General features: G+C 40.9%; 23 protein-coding genes. 3 read left to right on the top strand and 20 right to left on the bottom strand.

What is annotated here, in order from left to right; translation table 11 throughout:
- Positions 1-178: 178 nt before the first annotated feature.
- The 6 genes from fabF to N8M93_RS13240 form a co-directional block, all read right to left on the bottom strand.
- Positions 179-1,417 (bottom strand): beta-ketoacyl-ACP synthase II, encoded by a 1,239-nt coding sequence (fabF, locus tag N8M93_RS13265; RefSeq protein WP_261132555.1) that lies wholly within the window; start codon positions 1,415-1,417, stop codon positions 179-181.
- A gap of 25 nt (positions 1,418-1,442) precedes the next feature.
- Positions 1,443-2,378: a beta-ketoacyl-ACP synthase III gene (locus N8M93_RS13260; protein WP_261132554.1), complete on the bottom strand. Its 936-nt coding sequence runs from the start codon at positions 2,376-2,378 to the stop codon at positions 1,443-1,445.
- An 859-nt stretch (positions 2,379-3,237) separates the two neighbouring features.
- A complete protein-coding gene (locus N8M93_RS13255; protein ID WP_261132552.1) occupies positions 3,238-3,429 on the bottom strand; it encodes a ComZ family protein in 192 nt (63 codons plus the stop codon).
- Between the two features lie 21 nt (positions 3,430-3,450).
- Positions 3,451-4,404 carry a BMP family ABC transporter substrate-binding protein gene (locus tag N8M93_RS13250; protein ID WP_261132551.1) on the bottom strand — a complete coding sequence of 318 codons (954 nt, stop codon included), beginning with the start codon at positions 4,402-4,404 and terminating at the stop codon, positions 3,451-3,453.
- A gap of 127 nt (positions 4,405-4,531) precedes the next feature.
- Positions 4,532-5,236, bottom strand: coding sequence for an NAD(P)-dependent oxidoreductase (locus N8M93_RS13245; protein ID WP_261132549.1), 705 nt, complete (start codon positions 5,234-5,236; stop codon positions 4,532-4,534).
- 317 nt (positions 5,237-5,553) lie between these two features.
- The gene (locus N8M93_RS13240) at positions 5,554-6,297 is read right to left on the bottom strand and encodes an alpha/beta hydrolase (RefSeq protein WP_261132548.1); all 744 of its coding nucleotides are present in this window, start codon (positions 6,295-6,297) and stop codon (positions 5,554-5,556) included.
- A 283-nt stretch (positions 6,298-6,580) separates the two neighbouring features.
- Between N8M93_RS13240 and N8M93_RS13235 the strand changes: the two genes are divergently transcribed.
- Positions 6,581-6,760, top strand: coding sequence for a YjzD family protein (locus N8M93_RS13235; protein ID WP_261132547.1), 180 nt, complete (start codon positions 6,581-6,583; stop codon positions 6,758-6,760).
- A 235-nt stretch (positions 6,761-6,995) separates the two neighbouring features.
- On the opposite strand, the gene N8M93_RS13230 is transcribed toward N8M93_RS13235, so the two are convergent.
- From N8M93_RS13230 to N8M93_RS13210, 5 genes are all read right to left on the bottom strand, one after another.
- Complete coding sequence (locus N8M93_RS13230; protein ID WP_261132545.1) at positions 6,996-7,718, bottom strand: amino acid ABC transporter ATP-binding protein; 723 nt, start codon at positions 7,716-7,718, stop codon at positions 6,996-6,998.
- Positions 7,715-8,371 carry an amino acid ABC transporter permease gene (locus N8M93_RS13225; RefSeq protein ID WP_261132544.1) on the bottom strand — a complete coding sequence of 219 codons (657 nt, stop codon included), beginning with the start codon at positions 8,369-8,371 and terminating at the stop codon, positions 7,715-7,717. Before N8M93_RS13225 ends, N8M93_RS13230 begins: the two co-directional genes overlap by 4 nt.
- 96 nt (positions 8,372-8,467) lie before the next feature.
- Positions 8,468-9,280 carry a basic amino acid ABC transporter substrate-binding protein gene (locus N8M93_RS13220; protein WP_261132543.1) on the bottom strand — a complete coding sequence of 271 codons (813 nt, stop codon included), beginning with the start codon at positions 9,278-9,280 and terminating at the stop codon, positions 8,468-8,470.
- A gap of 350 nt (positions 9,281-9,630) precedes the next feature.
- Positions 9,631-9,810 carry a YjzC family protein gene (locus N8M93_RS13215; RefSeq protein ID WP_261132541.1) on the bottom strand — a complete coding sequence of 60 codons (180 nt, stop codon included), beginning with the start codon at positions 9,808-9,810 and terminating at the stop codon, positions 9,631-9,633.
- 211 nt (positions 9,811-10,021) lie between these two features.
- Positions 10,022-10,321 carry a hypothetical protein gene (locus N8M93_RS13210; RefSeq protein ID WP_261132539.1) on the bottom strand — a complete coding sequence of 100 codons (300 nt, stop codon included), beginning with the start codon at positions 10,319-10,321 and terminating at the stop codon, positions 10,022-10,024.
- 169 nt (positions 10,322-10,490) lie between these two features.
- On the opposite strand from N8M93_RS13210, the gene N8M93_RS13205 reads away from it, so the two are divergent.
- Positions 10,491-11,303 carry an undecaprenyl-diphosphate phosphatase gene (locus N8M93_RS13205; RefSeq protein ID WP_261132537.1) on the top strand — a complete coding sequence of 271 codons (813 nt, stop codon included), beginning with the start codon at positions 10,491-10,493 and terminating at the stop codon, positions 11,301-11,303.
- A gap of 21 nt (positions 11,304-11,324) precedes the next feature.
- Here the strand turns inward: N8M93_RS13205 and N8M93_RS13200 are convergent, their stop codons facing one another.
- Complete coding sequence (locus N8M93_RS13200) at positions 11,325-12,446, bottom strand: hypothetical protein (protein WP_261132536.1); 1,122 nt, start codon at positions 12,444-12,446, stop codon at positions 11,325-11,327.
- A 51-nt stretch (positions 12,447-12,497) separates the two neighbouring features.
- On the opposite strand from N8M93_RS13200, the gene N8M93_RS13195 reads away from it, so the two are divergent.
- Positions 12,498-12,638 (top strand): hypothetical protein, encoded by a 141-nt coding sequence (locus tag N8M93_RS13195; RefSeq protein WP_261132535.1) that lies wholly within the window; start codon positions 12,498-12,500, stop codon positions 12,636-12,638.
- Positions 12,639-12,772: 134 nt separating this feature from the next.
- Here the strand turns inward: N8M93_RS13195 and moaD are convergent, their stop codons facing one another.
- The 8 genes from moaD to N8M93_RS13155 all read right to left on the bottom strand — a co-directional run bounded on the left by moaD (position 12,773) and on the right by N8M93_RS13155 (position 16,805).
- Complete coding sequence (gene moaD, locus N8M93_RS13190; protein WP_261132534.1) at positions 12,773-13,009, bottom strand: molybdopterin converting factor subunit 1; 237 nt, start codon at positions 13,007-13,009, stop codon at positions 12,773-12,775.
- A complete protein-coding gene (locus N8M93_RS13185; protein WP_261132532.1) occupies positions 13,002-13,472 on the bottom strand; it encodes a molybdenum cofactor biosynthesis protein MoaE in 471 nt (156 codons plus the stop codon). The genes moaD and N8M93_RS13185 overlap by 8 nt, the downstream gene beginning before the upstream one ends.
- Positions 13,473-13,476: 4 nt before the next feature.
- On the bottom strand, positions 13,477-14,010 hold the full coding sequence (gene mobB, locus N8M93_RS13180) for a molybdopterin-guanine dinucleotide biosynthesis protein B (protein WP_261132530.1): 534 nt from the start codon (positions 14,008-14,010) through the stop codon (positions 13,477-13,479).
- Entirely contained in the window at positions 13,998-15,266 is a 1,269-nt protein-coding gene (gene glp, locus N8M93_RS13175) for a gephyrin-like molybdotransferase Glp (RefSeq protein WP_261132528.1), read from the bottom strand. Before glp ends, mobB begins: the two co-directional genes overlap by 13 nt.
- Before the next feature lie 410 nt (positions 15,267-15,676).
- A complete protein-coding gene (locus N8M93_RS13170; RefSeq protein ID WP_221563794.1) occupies positions 15,677-15,988 on the bottom strand; it encodes a metal-sulfur cluster assembly factor in 312 nt (103 codons plus the stop codon).
- Between the two features lie 72 nt (positions 15,989-16,060).
- Positions 16,061-16,198: a YvrJ family protein gene (locus N8M93_RS13165; protein WP_261132526.1), complete on the bottom strand. Its 138-nt coding sequence runs from the start codon at positions 16,196-16,198 to the stop codon at positions 16,061-16,063.
- Positions 16,199-16,333: 135 nt separating this feature from the next.
- The gene (locus N8M93_RS13160; protein WP_261132525.1) at positions 16,334-16,552 is read right to left on the bottom strand and encodes a DUF2922 domain-containing protein; all 219 of its coding nucleotides are present in this window, start codon (positions 16,550-16,552) and stop codon (positions 16,334-16,336) included.
- Between the two features lie 34 nt (positions 16,553-16,586).
- Positions 16,587-16,805: a DUF1659 domain-containing protein gene (locus tag N8M93_RS13155; RefSeq protein WP_261132523.1), complete on the bottom strand. Its 219-nt coding sequence runs from the start codon at positions 16,803-16,805 to the stop codon at positions 16,587-16,589.
- Positions 16,806-16,971 lie beyond the last annotated feature (166 nt).

Here is a 16,971-nt window from a genome sequence, read left to right as displayed (position 1 = left end):
CCCATTAGAGTGCTTGTATACATATGTTAATTCACTATATGGGACATGTAGTCAGGTTATGACAACTATTCATTGCCAAGTTTCTACTATTATACTGTGTGCACAAAAAACCTATAAAATATTGGTTCTAAAAAAGCTGATAGGATGCGTATCCTATCAGCTTTGCATAATATACTTATTAATCGGTATATCGTTTGAATAACAGCGCTACGTTATGTCCTCCAAAACCTAAGGAGTTACTCATGACTGCATTGACTTCTGCTTTTCTTGCTTCATTCGGTATATAGTCCAAATCACATTCAGGATCAGGAGTTTCGTAATTGATGGTCGGCGGCATGATATTGTTTTCAATCGCTTTGATTGAAAGTACCGCTTCAAGTCCGCCTGCAGCACCTAACAAATGTCCTGTCATTGATTTCGTTGAACTGATCGCAAGCTTTTGCGCATAATCACCGAATACCGATTTGATAGCCATTGTTTCATATTTATCATTAAAATCAGTGCTTGTACCATGGGCGTTCAAATAATCGACTTCATCTGGAGACATCCCTGCATCCTTCAAAGCGAGGTTCATCGCACGTACACCGCCTTCTCCTCCTGGAGCTGGAGCAGTAATATGATAGGCATCACCTGTAGCACCATACCCTACAATCTCTGCATAAATTCTAGCTCCACGATTTTGTGCTGATTCCAACGATTCAAGGACAAGTATGCCAGCCCCTTCACCCATAACGAAACCATCACGGTTTGCATCAAATGGACGGCTTGCAGAAGAAGGATCCGTGTTGAAAGATAATGCTTTAGCAGATGAGAATCCAGCCAATGCCATATTTGTAATCGGTGCTTCAGTTCCTCCAGTGATCATTACATCGGCATCGCCGCGTTGAATCGCTTTAAACGCATCTCCGATGGAATTCGCTCCCGATGCACAAGCCGTTACCGTACATGAGTTGATTCCTTTTGCACCGAGCATGATTGATACCTGACCTGAAGCCATATCCGGAATCATCATCGGCACGAAGAAAGGACTGACACGTCGTTGCCCTTTTTCCATGAAAACCTGGAATTGCTGTTCATAGGTTTCCATCCCGCCGATTCCAGAACCGATCCACACGCCTACTCGATCTGCATTATCATCTGTGATGGTTAAGTCAGCATCTTTTACAGCCATCTGCGTAGCTGCAATTGCAAATTGAGTAAAGCGGTCCATTTTCCGTGCATCTTTTTTATCCATGTATTGTGCAGGGTCGAACTCAGTCGCTTCCCCAGCTACTTTTGCTGGGAATTGTTCCTTGTCCCTTCTTGTCAGTTCACCGATTCCTGATTTCCCATTGATAATATTCGTCCAAGTCGTCTCTGTATCATTTCCGAGTGGAGAGACTGTACCCAGTCCTGTAATGACAACTCGATTATTCATAGTCTAATTCAGCTCCTTAAAAAAACTATTTTCCCCATCTTAACGCTACTGCACCCCAGGTCAATCCTCCGCCAAAACCTACGAGTACAAGTACATCTCCATCTTTTATCTTACCTGTTTCCCTAGCCTCGACCAAGGCAATAGGAATTGAAGAGGAGGATGTGTTCCCAAACTTTGCGACAGTGGAGGCCATTTTTTCCTGAGGTAAACCAAGGCGTTCCCGTGCAGCCTCCATAATGCGGATATTCGCTTGATGTGGGATCAAAAAGTCTACATCCTCTTTTTGAAGTCCAGCTTTTTGAACGACCTTCATGGAGGATTCAGGCATTTGTCTGACAGCGAATTTGAATACCTCACGTCCGTTCATATAGAGGTGATCACCATTTTGAAATAAATGTTTTGCTCCAGAACCATCTGAACCCATATCGAATGATAAAATACCCTTCTCATCAGATACGGGTGCAATGACTGCTGCCCCTGCTCCATCCCCAAATAAGACAGCGGTATTCCGATCTTCCCAATCCGTGATTTTCGATAACTTTTCAACCCCGATGACGAGCACATTCTTATAAGTATCTGTATCAATATATTGCTTTGCCGTTATCATACCATAAATGAACCCTGCACATGCTGCACTGATATCCATAGCTACTGCGTTATGTGCTCCAAGTCTCTCTTGGATTAGACAAGCTACAGAAGGGAACCCATAATCTCCAGTTACCGTAGCGACTAGAATCAAATCAATATCAGCTGCATCCAGACCAGCATCTGCCAACGCTTCTTTTCCAGCTCTTTCAGCCATATGGGATGTATCCATATCATTATCTGCTATTCTTCTTTCTTCGATTCCGGTTCTTGTACGGATCCATTCATCAGATGTATCGACGATCTTTTCAAGGTCTGCATTGGTCATCACACGTTCTGGGACATATCTGCCAATTCCGATTACGCCTGCATTCATTTTATTACCCCTTTTTGTATGACTTTTCTTAGTATCTTATATTATGACTTGGTACTAATTTTAATCCAATATTTCTATATTGTCTAGTTATTATCATTGGTTTTTATCCATGGATGTGTTAATGATTGCAGAAATGTGCCGTTTATAATACAGGAAACAATTAATGACGACAGCACGATGGTATTTATGGTGCTACGTACCGAAGTTGTTTCATCTTTGGACAGCTTTGGACAGCTTTGGCTACATTGCTTGCGATCCTGTCCAAAGTTGACCCGTCTTACTATCGCCACAAGATCTTCCTACTAAGCTCTTTTCTTAAAGATTGTTGCTTTTTGATTGGAGAGTAAAGGGCGAGACTCCTGCGGGATCAAGCGGGACAGGTGAGACCATTCAATGTTGCAATGCGACGAGTGGGCTGTCACTTAATAATTCTTTTCGGGACAGCAAAAGGGTTTTTTCACGCTCTCCTGTCCCTTAACAGCCCTTTTCGGGACAGCAAACAGGGTTTTTTCATGCTTCCCTGTCCCTTAACAATCCTTTTCGGGACAGCAAACTGGGTTTTTCATGCTTCCCTGTCCCTTAACAGTCCTTTTCGGGATAGCAATCACTGTTTTTCTTCCTCCCCTGTCCGAATTCACCTTTTATCCGGACAGAAACAGCAGATGGACTCACCGCACGCCCTGCACAAAGCGAGCATCCTAGAGCGGAAATCAACCACTTTCAAGAGCAACATAGTTTGCTAAAACAACTTCCAAATAAATTCAATATAAATAATAAAAGACCTTCTGCAATTTTCATGCTGAAGGTCCCACAGGTTATGTATTATGTTTCCTATGTATTAAGTGTGGTTGATCGATTTTTACTCATTTTCAGATTCGGCTTCTGTTCTTCCTAATTCATATGCGTCATTCATCACGTTCATCAGCATGTTAAGTACTGGTTGGATGTCTTCCATTGATAATTGTATTCCTTTATCTTCCATCATCTGTTTCGCTTCTGGTAGATGAGTCATCGCAATTTGCATGAACTTCATATTTCTTTCTTGATCCATAAGGTTTATCCTCCAATGAAATTATGGTTGTGGGAGTTTACCTGTTTCTTTATATTCCTCAACCAATGATTTTATCTTATCTTGAAGGCCATTCGGCACTTCATCACTGAAAGGCGCGAGGGATATCACATCCTCCTGGAAATCATAATGGATATTTCCATTCCGGAGTTCCCCTTCGTCATACTTTTTGGCAATCCTGACATAGAGACGATCGACATGTTGGACTGTGCTTGTCAATACAGTTTGTTCACCGAGGTCAGCCATATCGGAAACAAAACCAATCGCATAGTTACCTTGCTCCTTGATCCGCTCGATTACTGGTACGGTATATCCATCTCCCGCAGGGTAAAAGACGTCGACACCTTGTCCTGTCATATTCCTTAAAATATTGAAAGCTCTATTGGTATCCTCCCAATCTTCAACAAATTCAATATGTGTTTCTACGTTTTCATTATAAACGCTGGCACCTTCGTGGAAACCTGTTACTTCAGGCTGCCAGGGAAAAGCTGCGATCATACCGATTTGACCGGATTCAGTCATCGCACCAGAGATCACACCTGCAAAATAACCCATGGCATACGAATCAAAATGTATACTCGTTATTCGCTCTCCGCTTACTTTTCCATTAAAGCTGACGAAATGCATATCGGGAAATTCCGATTTAAGTTCCATGAATAAAGGGGCATATAACTTTCCATGGCCGAATACAAGATTCACATCATTTTTCTGAAATTCTCTGACTGCTGATAGAACTTGTGCTTTTGATTTAACTTCTTCACGATAATATACTTCCTTACCGAGTTTTTCTTGAATTTGAAGTAAGCCCTTATAACCTTTCGTACCCCAACCTTTATCGGTAATGGTATCTTCAATCAAAAGTCCAACGCTCTCCAACTCTCCGGTATTCAGTGCTTGCTGACACCCTGAAAGAGATAGAAGGGAAATTGCAATCAGGAAAGGGATGATTTTTGCCATTCTTTTTTCCTCTCCTCTTTACTGCCAAGACATTATTACTATCACTAGTATAAACGATACATATGATTTCGAAATATTACAAGAGTACTAAATTACTCTACACACGGTCCGGCATGCAAAAACGTTGTCATCTTTCCTCAATTAAGGTAATGATTTTATCGGATTGTTCCCCCTTCATAAGTTGATTACAAGAAATGATAAACTTCTCTTTTGTTATTGTAAAGGTATTACTGATTTCTCTATTCTGGTCCGAAACTCCTGCTTTATCTAGTTTATCCACTGTAAAACATCTTTCTTCAATCGAATTACTACAGCCAGATACCCTGGGAATCCTCATAATATGATAATCGACATCAAAAGCTTCGGCTGTTTCAATGAGGTATGTTTCCTCCGTCAGCATCAATGTTCCATATAAGCTGTTAGGCTGGGGGGTTCGATCGGCTGTATAGGGAGGCCTGCAATCTCCATATACATCCGTTGTAGAAATAAGGATAATTTTACTATTTTGCTGGGCTGCGTATTGAATGACCTTCCTCATATTTTGTTGTTGGTTTTGCAGGATTGTTTTCAACTCCGATAACTGGTTCGTGTTTGGCGAAGTTTGTGCGAGGTGGAAGATGGTCCTCGGCTGTTCAATATCATCCCAATCAACCTCTTGGATCGAAAGGTTATAGAAATGGAATAATGCATTCCTACCGATGAGATCGAGACCTACGTGTCCTTCCCTATCTAAATGGTCAATACCATATACATCAATCTCATCATCTAAAAAGTCGTTGCAAAGGAGCATTCCAAGTTCACCAGCCACTCCAGTAATCAAGATGTTTTTCATAATAATGGGCCCTCCATTTTCATACAGTCTATTACTATCTTATTTTTGGGCTTTGTTAAATAATACAATTGATTTCTCACTATGATTGATTAAAGGAAAATTTGCGATACCCATGGATTCAGAATCCTTATGCCTACCCTTCAAAAGCTTTATGTACTGAAATGAAGATAAAATAGCGAAACCATGCCTTAGCGCAGGCAGAGCCTTAATCGCCTTTATATAGAAGAATATCTTCTTTAAATGTACATGAATAAGATCAACCAGTAGTATTGTTTCCTCAGAGTCTCATTCGGATAATTCTATACACTGGTTGATCACTATAGTTCAAGCTCATTTTTTTGATAGAAATTCTTCACTTTGTTTGCGAGATCATATCTCCCTCCAGGTAACTGCAGCGTCAGCGAGATCGGCGCTCCAAGATCCTCCCTGAATTTTTCAAAAGCACGGCTATGTTTTATAAATGAATACGGAGTTCCCTGCATATTGTGCCAAATTTTCACTGGTACTTTAGAAGGGTAGTCGTACATTCCTTTATCCTTCAGCAAAAACCACGTTGCTTCATCTTCGGACATGTCATATGCTTTTCTGATTTCCCTATGAAACTGCTTATAAAAAAGTTTTTGCTCCATGACGGCTTCAGCGTGGACTTTCAAGCTGAAGCATGGATTCATGAAGGATACAGACCGTGTGAGTTCTCCATGATGATACATCCATTTGACTGCGGATAAAGCTCCCATCCCTTCCGCAAATACATGGATTCTGGAATTGATGATTTCCTGCTTCAGGATGGTATGATACATTCGATGCAGCAGCTCGACACTACCATCATTCCCCCAATGCCTTCCATATAAATTGGAATAATACACGGTATATCCATGACGGCATAGTTCCTCGATAAATTTCCTCCGCTCTGGATGCTGCAGCCACGAACTTGTTTGATTTGTCACATAATGATTCGTATCACCTATTATAAGAATTGCAAAACCATTAGGCTGTTCCGGAAGATGAATGATGGCATGCTGATCATTCGTCTTTATAAATCGGTGAGTGGTTTTACTCAAATTCATCACACCTTATTCTACATTCTAAGTTAATGTATGCGAGAAAAAGAAAAGAGAACAGGTTTTTCGCCCAATTTTCTTATGCTTTACTCAGCATAGGTGCCATCAATAGTAAAAGTTGAACTTTTTTTGGAAGTTTCGTGAAAACGTTTTGATAGAAGGCGAGTTGTGCTACAATATGAATTGGATAAAAAAATCGGGTTTTGCCTAGCCTTGGCGAAGGCTGATCCTTAGTTGCACTTTTTAAGTGTAAATTGCTACATATTATTCTTGAGGTGATCATATGCGTTACATTTGGACAATAATCTGGGCATTGTTGTTGAGCAATATGGCTTTCTATGTATTAAGCTCAATGCAAGGCGGACATTACAGCTTCGGCCTAGCATCAGTCATCGGACTTATTTTTTCTGTATTCGTATTTGTACTCGGTGATGCAGGAATTAAAGACGAAACAACAGAATGATGAATGAGTAGTGAAAGTGGCTCAAAAGCGTAACAGCTTTTGGGTCATTTTTGTTTATGTGTTTTGCAGAGTAAACCTTTCCGCAGGAGTTTCGCATATTTCGTTTAAATCAACAAAGCACCTGACCTTAGCTAAGACTGAACCATAATTTCATTCATACCGAACGAAGAATACATACTTTCTTTAAGGACAAATAAAACGAGACTGATTCAACTTCAACCAGTCCCTTCTTCTTTCATAGTATTTTACTTAAAAATGATTGTGTCCGTTCATGCTGTGGATCTGAAAACAACTTCTTCGGCTCGTTTTCTTCTACTATATAGCCTTCATCCATGAAGAGAACGCGATCTCCGACTTCTCTGGCAAAGCCCATTTCGTGCGTGACCACAATCATTGTCATTCCCTCTTTGGCCAGCTGCTTCATAACCTCTAAAACCTCACCGACCATCTCCGGGTCCAGTGCAGATGTCGGTTCATCAAAAAGCATGATTTCAGGTTCCATCGCCAGTGCCCTAGCAATGGCGACCCGTTGCTTCTGACCACCAGAAAGTGAATTTGGATATACCTCCGCTTTTTCGGATAATCCTACTTTTGCAAGCAGCTCCCGTGCTTTCTCCTCAGCTCTTTTCCTATCCCATTTCCTTACTTTCATCGGTGATAAGATGATATTTTCCAAAACCGTTTTATGCGGGAAAAGGTTGAACTGTTGGAATACCATGCCGACATCCGTTCTCAGTTTATTGATATCCGTTGATTTTGCAGTAATATCAATGCCTTTTATATATACTTTGCCATCTGTGATGGATTCTAGCAAATTGAGACATCTTAAAAAAGTGGATTTCCCTGAACCGGATGGCCCGATCACACATACAACTTCTTGCTGCTTTATTTCTGCACTTATGTCTTTTAATACCTCTAATGAACCAAATGATTTCTTTAAGTTTTGAACTTTTATCATTCTGTAGCCAATCTCCTCTCGATGTAGTTTAAAATTGTACTGACTGTCAGAGTCAAGAGAAGATATATCAGTGCAACAGTAAGATAAGGCTCCCAAGCCCGGTAATATTGCCCTTGCATCGCTCTCCCCCAGTACATCAATTCAGGTGCCGCTATGATTGCCAGTATTGATGATTCTTTTATCAGAACAATGAATTCGTTCCCTAACGGCGGAATCATACGTTTAACAGCCTGAGGTAAAATGACGTACCGCATCGATTCGTAATAATTCATCCCTAACGAACGTGATGCCTCCATCTGCCCTTTATCAATCGACTGAATTCCAGCTCTGAAAATTTCTGCAATATACGCCCCTGCGTTTAAGGAAAGCCCTAAGACTCCTGCCAATATCGCATTTGAATCACCAATCAGAAGCGGTACAACCCCAAAGTATATCAATAGGATCTGTACAAAAAAAGGGGTCCCCCTGAAAAATGTAATGTACCAATCTAATGGATACCTTAGAGCTCGATATGGCGAAAGTTTCCCCAATCCTATTAATAAGCCTAAGACTGTGCCAATCAAAATGCCGACAAATGAAAAACCTATCGTATAAAGTGTTCCCCTTAAGAAATATGGTGCATAGTCAATTATCAAATCAAATCTGAAGTCCATAAACCTCTCCCCTTGGATGTCCTGTTAATGTAAAGAAAGGGCTGACATGCAATGTGTCAGATCACTCCAACACCTGGTCAGCCCCTATGACTTGAATTATTCGTTTTCCATCTGCTGTTTCAATGCTTCAAGATCTGGTTCATCACCGAACCACTCTTTATAAATCTCTGCATATGTTCCATTCTCAATGACTTCTTTAACAGCTTTATCGAAATCCGCTTTCAAGTCGCTTCCTTTCGGGAACATGAGTCCATAAAATTCAGATTCGAAATTGTCTTCATCACTGATTGTCTTGAGCTTTTTATCAGGATTGTTTTTCGCATATTCGAGTACGACACTGTTATCCGCAACTACCGCATCGACTCCTCCCTGAACCAACTCCATGATCGCAAGTGTATTATTATCGAACTTTTTGATATCTTTGTGATTTGTACCAAGAATCTTTTCCACAGCAGCTTGTCCTGTCGTACCATTTTGGACAGCTACTTTTTTCCCTTTCAAATCTTCAGCACTTTGGATATCGCTATCTTCAGGAATTAAGATCATATTTCTTGATTCAAAATACGGTGTTGAAAAATCATATGTCTGTTTACGATCATCATTGATGGTGATGGCAGAAATCGCAACATCAGCCTTTTCTCCCTGAATCTCTACAAATAGCGGATCCCATCCGATATTTTTATATTTCGGCGTATAGCCTGCTTCTTCCATCACGGCATCCATGAAATCAATATCAAAACCAACAATCTTATCACCATTCATATATTCAAAAGGTGCATAGGCTGCGTCTGTGACAACTTCTAATTCTTTATTTTTGTCACCTGAACTTTCCCCACTGCCACCACATGCAGCCAATATGGTAAGCAAACCGATAAGCATTGATAGAAACGGAACTTTAATAATCTTCATAGTATCCTCCCCCAAATGTTTTTAAAGACAATTTCCTTAAAGATTGTTGCTTTTGGCTCATTTTTAAAACTTACCTTGTGCAAATTGATTGGAGAGCGAGCAAGGTGCGAGACTTCTGCGGGATCAGTGGGCTCACCGCACGCCCCGCGGAAAGCAAGCATCTTTGAGTGGAAATCAACCACTTTCAAGAGCAACAACGTTTGCGAAAACAGCCTTTCAAAATGACGACCGACTTTCTACCCTCTCCCTTTTCTAATTTTCTAAATTTTTAATAATTTAATTCTAGTATTAAAGTCCGTTAATTTCAACAAAAAATTGAATAAGTATTCATATTTGGAAAGTTGAATGAATCACGGCTTCCGTTTATAAGTCCACTTCCGGTTATGATTACTTGTTTCCGGAAATGCATCGCCTGCATGCAGTTTGATTTCTTTCGGGTCATTCACCATGCTGCCCGTCTCTCCTATTTCTACGTAGATCCCATTGTTTGGTGCTTTCTGCCCAGGATTGAACTGATGATTCTGTCCCATACTAAATCCCTCCTTTTTATCAGTAGGATAACCTCCTCAATAAAAAATTAATCGAGATGAATTTCTCGAAATGCACATTATTGAATGTTGTGGAAAGCCATTTGGAATCGTCAGAGAAAATTCGCGACACTGCGGGAAAAGCGAGCTAGGCCAGATCCCACAGAAAAATGAAGACAACAAAAAAGCCACCTTTTTTGGTGACTTTCAACTCTTAATACGGAACCAAAGATACAGCCGTCAGGAAATGCAGAGGCAAGATGATCCGTTCAAACCCTAACCCAGGCTCAGGAAATCCTAAATATTGTCTAGGTTGACTCATTCCAGGCTTTTTCTTGTATTTAACTTCTATGATTAAGTATATATTCTGTTTATCAACCTTTTCAACATACCCCTCATACACTTTCCCATCCATCATATGACACTGTACATACTGATTTATATGCTTCTTACATTGTTTTTGCATCATCTGGTTATGCTTGTTTAAAGCTTTCATATATTTACGATAAGGCACGATCTTCCCCCCTCACATTTTCATGATATTCACATTGAGTTGAAAATGTGTAAGGACAGGTTGATGATAAATGTCACGAATTATCTCTTTACTAGTACGTTGATTTATTGTTTAATGACTACATGTGCTTTTGAAATAAAAAGAGATATATTATTCGGAGGAACGTTAAATGGATCAACTCTTTCTACTTTTGAAATATGCTTTTTTTGGCTTTGTACAAGGAATTACTGAACCGATCCCTATTTCATCCAGCGGACACCTTGTCTTTGCAGAAAAGATATTGGATATACATATCGAGGGATTCAGTTTTGAAGTTTTCATGAATTTCGCATCGTTACTTGCTGTTCTAGTGATCTATCGGGAGGATCTTGTTAGGCTTACCACGAATGGTTTGAATTTTACGATGACAAGAGATCGTAAATATAAATCAGATTTCATGTTCATCATCTATTTGATCATCGGAACGATTCCTGCTGCAGTCATTGGAATAATAGCAGAGGATTTCATTTCTGGGAACTTGAAAACAATCAAGGTGGTCGGAGCATCCTTAATCGCCACCGGTATCGCGTTATGGTTGATCCGAAACCTTCGTGGACGTAAATATGATCAGGACCTATCGATTAAGGACGCCCTGATTGTAGGCTTTGCCCAGGCGGTAGCACTAATTCCGGGAATCAGCCGTTCTGGGGCAACGATTGTGGCCGCAATGGGACGTGGTATGAAACAAGAAACAGCACTGCGGTATTCATTTCTGCTATACATCCCGGTAAGTGTCGGAACAATGATCTTAAGTTTTGGTGATATAAAAGACGACCCGCTGCTTGATCAATTATTGATACCGTACCTTGTAGCCTTTCTGATTTCATTTATCGCCTCATACATTTCATTGAAGTGGTTGATGGGAATCATGGCTAGAGGAAATTTGAAATACTTTGCCATCTATTGTTTCATCGTAGGACCATTGGTAATTTTATTCATGTGATTGGTTAAAAAAGCGCTGAGCTTAATTGCCCGGCGCTTTTTCTGTTGCCTTCATTAGTATTGGATATCCCATGATCAATAGTTGGATGATCGTCAAGAGGATGATGACAGGACCCAGTATGAGGAGACTGGCATCAACGACAGTTAAATACCCATCATTGACAGGGATCAGAGGCTTACATATTGTTGTAAAATAATAAAACATACCGAATGTGAAAATTCTTGCCCATTGGGATGGATGGTACACGTATATACCTTGAGAGATCCCTAAGTGTTTTATCCGCTGGCTTGCCCGGTACAATTCCATCAACTCAATAATAAGAAAAACAATAAAAACTAGAAGCCAATAGATTCCTAAAGAGCTACTTGAAGCACCGATATTCAGCCAGGCAACTCCTGTAATTGATAAAGCACCATGCACGATACAATTCGTATTTTTCCAATCATCAACAATAGTCCAAGTGTTCCTGGCATATCGAATAATCAGGACCCCGATGCTGCCTAAATAAAATAAGATACCTATACTTATCAAGATCAGCTCTGCCGTCTTCAATAGATCAAACGTCCATTCCATCACGATAACGACGGATTGTGTTGCTACAACAGTTAACAAAATGCCGCCGTGTATCCTCTCTAAATCTATTTTAGAAAAAATGAGCTTTTGGAATGTGTAAATTGATAGAACGGCATACCCTGCCCAGAGAAAAGCAGCTAGAACTGCGATCAATTTGGATACAAAGGGTTCTTGCGGATAATAAAAGAGGACAGAAACACCTACTACCGAAGTAGCTGCCACCCACGTTCCATGCAAAAAAGTATGATTGGCATCTTGAAAGCTCCATTTGTTGAAGTTTTTGATATAACTCATCGATATTTGAAGCCATAAACCAATCAATAGAAATGGAACGATTTCGGGTTCTTGAGCCAGATTTACTGTATGGACCGGCCCTAGTGATACGATTCCTAAGCCCATGATCAGAGCTCCTTTACTGGGATCTTCCTTCCGGATAAAAGAAGAAACAAGTAAAGCTCCAATAAAATAGCTTGTAATGATCAATAGATAAACGAAATTCGGGTTTGTATCAAGGTAAAAGAAAATATAAACTGAGAATGATAGAATGACTGGCATTGCTTTTATTAACATTATCAACTAAACCTCAAGACTATTCATGTGTTATTTGTAAGGAGGATGGATATGAAAGAATATATCGGAAAGTGCGAGATTTGCAACAAGCCGATTTACTGTATGGATGGCTTTTTCAATGGAATCAAAACAAAAACAGGCGTACGCTGTTTTGATTGTGATAAAGAAAACTTGACAAAGCCCAAGCTTTAGGCGGAGCCAATAGTTCCTCGATAAAGCAATTGTTTTCCTTCGCGCAGTGTATTGCTCTCGAAGTCACCTGCTTGTGTATTTATACTGAGGAAAGTATTTTATACTTTCTTCAAGTGTCTAAAAAAGAAAGCTACTTAACCACCGCTAACTGGCGGTAATAGCGCAACCGTATCGCCTTCACGGATGACCTGGCCGGGATTATTTACAAATTCTTCATTGACTGCAACCATCACATTCGAGAGGTCCAGTCTGGGCTCAGTTTCACGAATATGGGCTATAAGTTGATCGACCGTGACTTCCTGTTTTTCAACAGATAGCTCGCTTTTCCCGACTTTTTCCTGTAATCCCGCAAACAATAATACATTAATCATCAAGATGCTCCTTTCCTGGTTTTCCTGACGGGTATTCCATCTTTTCCAGCTGATCACCGATCCACTTTTCGCCATCTTCCCAATGTTCTTTTTTCCAAATCGGGACGATCTCTTTAATTCGTTCAATCGCATAGCGGCTCGCTTCATAGGAGTTTGCACGATGCGGAGTCGAAACCGCTATGACGACAGCTATATCTGAAATATCCAACCTACCGATCCGATGGACAATTGCCACACGCGCTTCATTCCAACGAGAATTGATTTCTGAACCGATTTGCTCTAATTTCTTTTCCGCCATCGGAATATATGCATCGTATTCAAGGAAAAGTGTCCGCTTCTCATTCGTCAACTCCCGTACAGTACCGATAAACGTATTGATCGCCCCCGCATGAGGATGGATTACCCTTTCAACGACTTCATTCACGTCGAGCGGTTCTTTTGTAATGTAAAAGTGTTTAGACATGGATTCATCTCCGTTTTAAATACTCTTCTGTTACATACTTGGTAAATTCCTCAGCTTGATTGAAATCCAAGCTGATGAGCCCAGAGATTTCCTCCGGTTTACAACCAATCACCCCAATGACGTTTTCGCTAACCTCGAGTAATGACTCCAGCTCTTGTTCATTACTTGCTATAAGGAATTTCTTATAAGGGGCCGTTTTGTATCCTTCTATTAAAATAAGATCCAAGGGCATTTGCTGATACATCGATACAATTTGTTCAAGGGGGATTGTTCCTTCTCTTCCATCCAACTTCATAAGGAGGACACCTTCACCTTCTACTGCTGTCATATAGGCGCCTTCATTCTGGAATTGAGCTGTATCTGTGTGTTCAGGTTCTATAATGTCAGGTGCTCCCCCATGGCCGTGATGTTTGATGACACCTACACGATAACCCTCTTCTGATAACTCCCTGATGATTTTTTTGATGAAACTTGTTTTCCCACTCTTTTTATAACCCGTTATTTGAATGATAGGAATCGTGTTATTTAAACTTCCCATGGGTTCAGGTCACTTTCATGGTTGAATAACAGGACATCCACTTCATCCCCATTTTGAAAGCCTCTCGTTCCACCTGGGAGCACAATGAAAACATCCGCCTCTGCAATTGATGTAACCGAGCTCGATTTATCAAGACCTGTGGGGGCGACACGGATTCCTTCAGGAGCGTAATCGATTTTTCCCCTGACCAACCTTGTGAAAGGATTCGGTTTAGGAAAATCCTTCGCCAGAAGCGCTCTCATTTTGGCCAGGTAAGGTGTACTCTCTGCAGCTTGCTTTATGAACGGTCTTACAAAAAGCTCTCCACCGACAAAACAAGCGGAAGGATTTCCTGATAGGCCGAAAAGCAGCTTCCCTTCATATTCAGCCACTGTGGTTACACTTCCGGGCCGCATAGCTATTTTATTGAAAAGCGTAGTTGCGCCGAGTTTTTCGTATATCGCCGGTAAATAATCATAATCCCCGACTGAAACACCGCCTGTTGTGACAAGAGCGTCAACATCGTTCAATGCAGATGACACCGCATCAAAGCACGCATCAAAATCATCATCTAATTTTCCTAAATATATCGGTTCCCCGCCCATTCTTCGGATCTGGGAAGCAATCATGTAGGCATTGGAATTACGGATCTTCCCTGCTTGTAACGGTTCATCAATGTCCAAAAGCTCTGTACCAGTCGCATAAATGCCGATTTTCGGCATCCGGAAGACATCAACGGTTTTGTATCCGAAAGTAGCTAACAAAGCAGTCACGCCTGGTGTGATCGTCGTCCCTCTTTTTATGAGCACTGTCCCTTTTTCTGTATCTTCGCCCTGTTTCGCAATATTTTGTCCAGACGAAAATCTTCTGGCGACCTCGATCAATGTCTTTCCGTGTTGGTGAATTTCTTTGACAACTTCGAACATCGCAACTGCATCTGCGCCCTCTGGAATCGCTGCTCCGGTCATGATTCGGATCGCCTGTCCTGTTTGCAGGTGGGATTCTGCAACTTGACCTGCACCGATTTCTTCAATGACCTCAAGGTGGACAGGGGTTTCAGTCGAAGCATGTTCTGTATCATTAGCTATCAACGCAAAACCATCATACGGAGAACGATTGAATGGGGGTACATCATGATCTGCAATAATCGGTTCTGCTAATACTCGCTCAGTTGCATTTTCTATATTCAATTCTTCAGATTGTAATTGAAGCGGATACTCAAGAACCCGTTTAACCCCTTCTCCAATTTGTATGGGTTTCCTGCGTTCAACAACCATACTCGTCACCGCCTTTCAACATTCCACTTTCATTTTAGCAAAGACTACTGACAGTTTCACGAAATCAATAAAGAAAACTTGGGACAGGTGAGACCATTCCATGTCGCAAGCCGACGAGTGGGCTCACCGCATGCCCTGCGGAAAGCGAGCATCCTGGAGCGGAAATCAACGACTTTTAAAGAAAACTTGGCGAGACCAGGCCTTTTGTAGGTCGAGCCTTAGTTGCCCTTATACTGAAGAAAGTATTTTATACTTTCTTTAAGTGCAAGAACTACAAAGGTTGCGAAATCAGCCTTAAACACAAAAATGGATCGACCCGAGAAGCGGCTTATTACAACATAAGACATGTACTGTTGCTTTGAAAGCTGCTTCATTTCGGATCAATCCATCGTTTTGATTATGCTGTGTTTTTATTGGATGCCAAGAGCGATTTTTGCGTATCTGGACATTTTGTCTTTTGTCCATGGTGGATTCCACACGATATTAACGTCAACTTCCTTGACCTCAGGAAAATCGATCAGTGCATTGCGTACATCGTTAGCAATCGTTCCTGCCAACGGACACCCCATAGCAGTCAACGTCATGGTCACTTTTGCCATACCTTCTTCATCAAGCTCGACATCATATACTAACCCTAAATTAACGATATCTACACCTAATTCAGGATCTTCTACTTCCTCAAGAGCTTCCATCAACTTTTCTTTAACTTCTTCGTTAGCCATAATGAACCCCTTCCATTTCGAGTTTCTGATTATAGTATAACCCATTGGAAGCAGGACATAAAATGTTCCGCATCAGCTTCTTAATTGGTTGGGTAGGTTGTTGATGGATTGGTTCAATGATTCGAGTTTCGATTCGATCCTGTGCAGCAAGTAGAGTGTCACTACAACAGGGAAACCAAAATCACTCATCACAGTAACCCATTGTTCCATCCAGTCACATCCTCTCATTAAAATCAGGATTTGTTAATCCTACTGTTGATTTTTCCCTAAGTTCATTGAAGTGAAATGGCAAAATAGGTTAATCAAAAAGGATCGACTTGTATAAAGCCGATCCTTTATATCCCTTTATGATAATGGAATATCTGTAACGTTACGTTCTACAATGCGTGCACCTTTCTTAGCTACAAGATCGCCTCCAGAAGATACGAATGCATTTTCTGCCAGAATCTGATCCATAGCTGATCCTAATGCAATTGTATCGACTGGTTCAACAGGTTCATCAAGGGATAGACGGACTGTTTTCCCTTCTTCATTTTCGAATAACAATTCAATTTGCTTTGCCATCAAAATTCCTCCTTTCCGAAATTATTCAGACGCTTTAGGCACTAAGGTCGAATGAATTTGTACGCTCGACATCGTTGATTGGATACTGTTGAAGTGGTGCCAGTACCTCAACAATAGCGAAGAGCTGGTCATGCGTTGCACTGCTCTTTACGTTTGTGAAACTTTTACGTTTGTAGACCGGCTTCCCTTCAAGATCGATCCCAGCATCAAAAGTGATCGTCAATCTTGTGTCATTCAGAATTGCTGTTGCCATTCCCTCACCCCCTTTCACCTTATAAATACAAAGTTCTTACTAAAAAGGGGGAGACGGATTTTGGATTTTTCTTAAGACACTTTTCTAAAAGATTGTTGCTTTTGTGTCATTTTTAATAAATCATTGTGCATGTTGATTGGAGATCAAGGTGCGAGACTCCAGCAGG

Origin of the sequence: Bacillus sp. Marseille-Q3570 (genome assembly GCF_946151055.1) — a bacterium.
Lineage (GTDB): Bacteria > Bacillota > Bacilli > Bacillales > Fictibacillaceae > Pseudalkalibacillus.
The sequence above is the reverse complement of the archived record's forward strand: the minus strand, read 5'-3'. Positions and strand labels throughout refer to the sequence as shown.

Coding starts and splice junctions, on each gene's coding strand:
- fabF (WP_261132555.1), bottom strand. CDS start 1,417: ATGAATAATCGAGTTGTCATTACAGGACTGGGTACAGTCTCTCCACTC.
- N8M93_RS13260 (WP_261132554.1), bottom strand. CDS start 2,378: ATGAATGCAGGCGTAATCGGAATTGGCAGATATGTCCCAGAACGTGTG.
- N8M93_RS13255 (WP_261132552.1), bottom strand. CDS start 3,429: ATGGATCAAGAAAGAAATATGAAGTTCATGCAAATTGCGATGACTCAT.
- N8M93_RS13250 (WP_261132551.1), bottom strand. CDS start 4,404: ATGGCAAAAATCATCCCTTTCCTGATTGCAATTTCCCTTCTATCTCTT.
- N8M93_RS13245 (WP_261132549.1), bottom strand. CDS start 5,236: ATGAAAAACATCTTGATTACTGGAGTGGCTGGTGAACTTGGAATGCTC.
- N8M93_RS13235 (WP_261132547.1), top strand. CDS start 6,581: ATGCGTTACATTTGGACAATAATCTGGGCATTGTTGTTGAGCAATATG.
- N8M93_RS13230 (WP_261132545.1), bottom strand. CDS start 7,718: ATGATAAAAGTTCAAAACTTAAAGAAATCATTTGGTTCATTAGAGGTA.
- N8M93_RS13225 (WP_261132544.1), bottom strand. CDS start 8,371: ATGGACTTCAGATTTGATTTGATAATTGACTATGCACCATATTTCTTA.
- N8M93_RS13220 (WP_261132543.1), bottom strand. CDS start 9,280: ATGAAGATTATTAAAGTTCCGTTTCTATCAATGCTTATCGGTTTGCTT.
- N8M93_RS13215 (WP_261132541.1), bottom strand. CDS start 9,810: ATGGGACAGAATCATCAGTTCAATCCTGGGCAGAAAGCACCAAACAAT.
- N8M93_RS13205 (WP_261132537.1), top strand. CDS start 10,491: ATGGATCAACTCTTTCTACTTTTGAAATATGCTTTTTTTGGCTTTGTA.
- N8M93_RS13200 (WP_261132536.1), bottom strand. CDS start 12,446: ATGTTAATAAAAGCAATGCCAGTCATTCTATCATTCTCAGTTTATATT.
- N8M93_RS13195 (WP_261132535.1), top strand. CDS start 12,498: ATGAAAGAATATATCGGAAAGTGCGAGATTTGCAACAAGCCGATTTAC.
- moaD (WP_261132534.1), bottom strand. CDS start 13,009: ATGATTAATGTATTATTGTTTGCGGGATTACAGGAAAAAGTCGGGAAA.
- N8M93_RS13185 (WP_261132532.1), bottom strand. CDS start 13,472: ATGTCTAAACACTTTTACATTACAAAAGAACCGCTCGACGTGAATGAA.
- mobB (WP_261132530.1), bottom strand. CDS start 14,010: ATGGGAAGTTTAAATAACACGATTCCTATCATTCAAATAACGGGTTAT.
- glp (WP_261132528.1), bottom strand. CDS start 15,266: ATGGTTGTTGAACGCAGGAAACCCATACAAATTGGAGAAGGGGTTAAA.
- N8M93_RS13170 (WP_221563794.1), bottom strand. CDS start 15,988: ATGGCTAACGAAGAAGTTAAAGAAAAGTTGATGGAAGCTCTTGAGGAA.
- N8M93_RS13165 (WP_261132526.1), bottom strand. CDS start 16,198: ATGGAACAATGGGTTACTGTGATGAGTGATTTTGGTTTCCCTGTTGTA.
- N8M93_RS13160 (WP_261132525.1), bottom strand. CDS start 16,552: ATGGCAAAGCAAATTGAATTGTTATTCGAAAATGAAGAAGGGAAAACA.
- N8M93_RS13155 (WP_261132523.1), bottom strand. CDS start 16,805: ATGGCAACAGCAATTCTGAATGACACAAGATTGACGATCACTTTTGAT.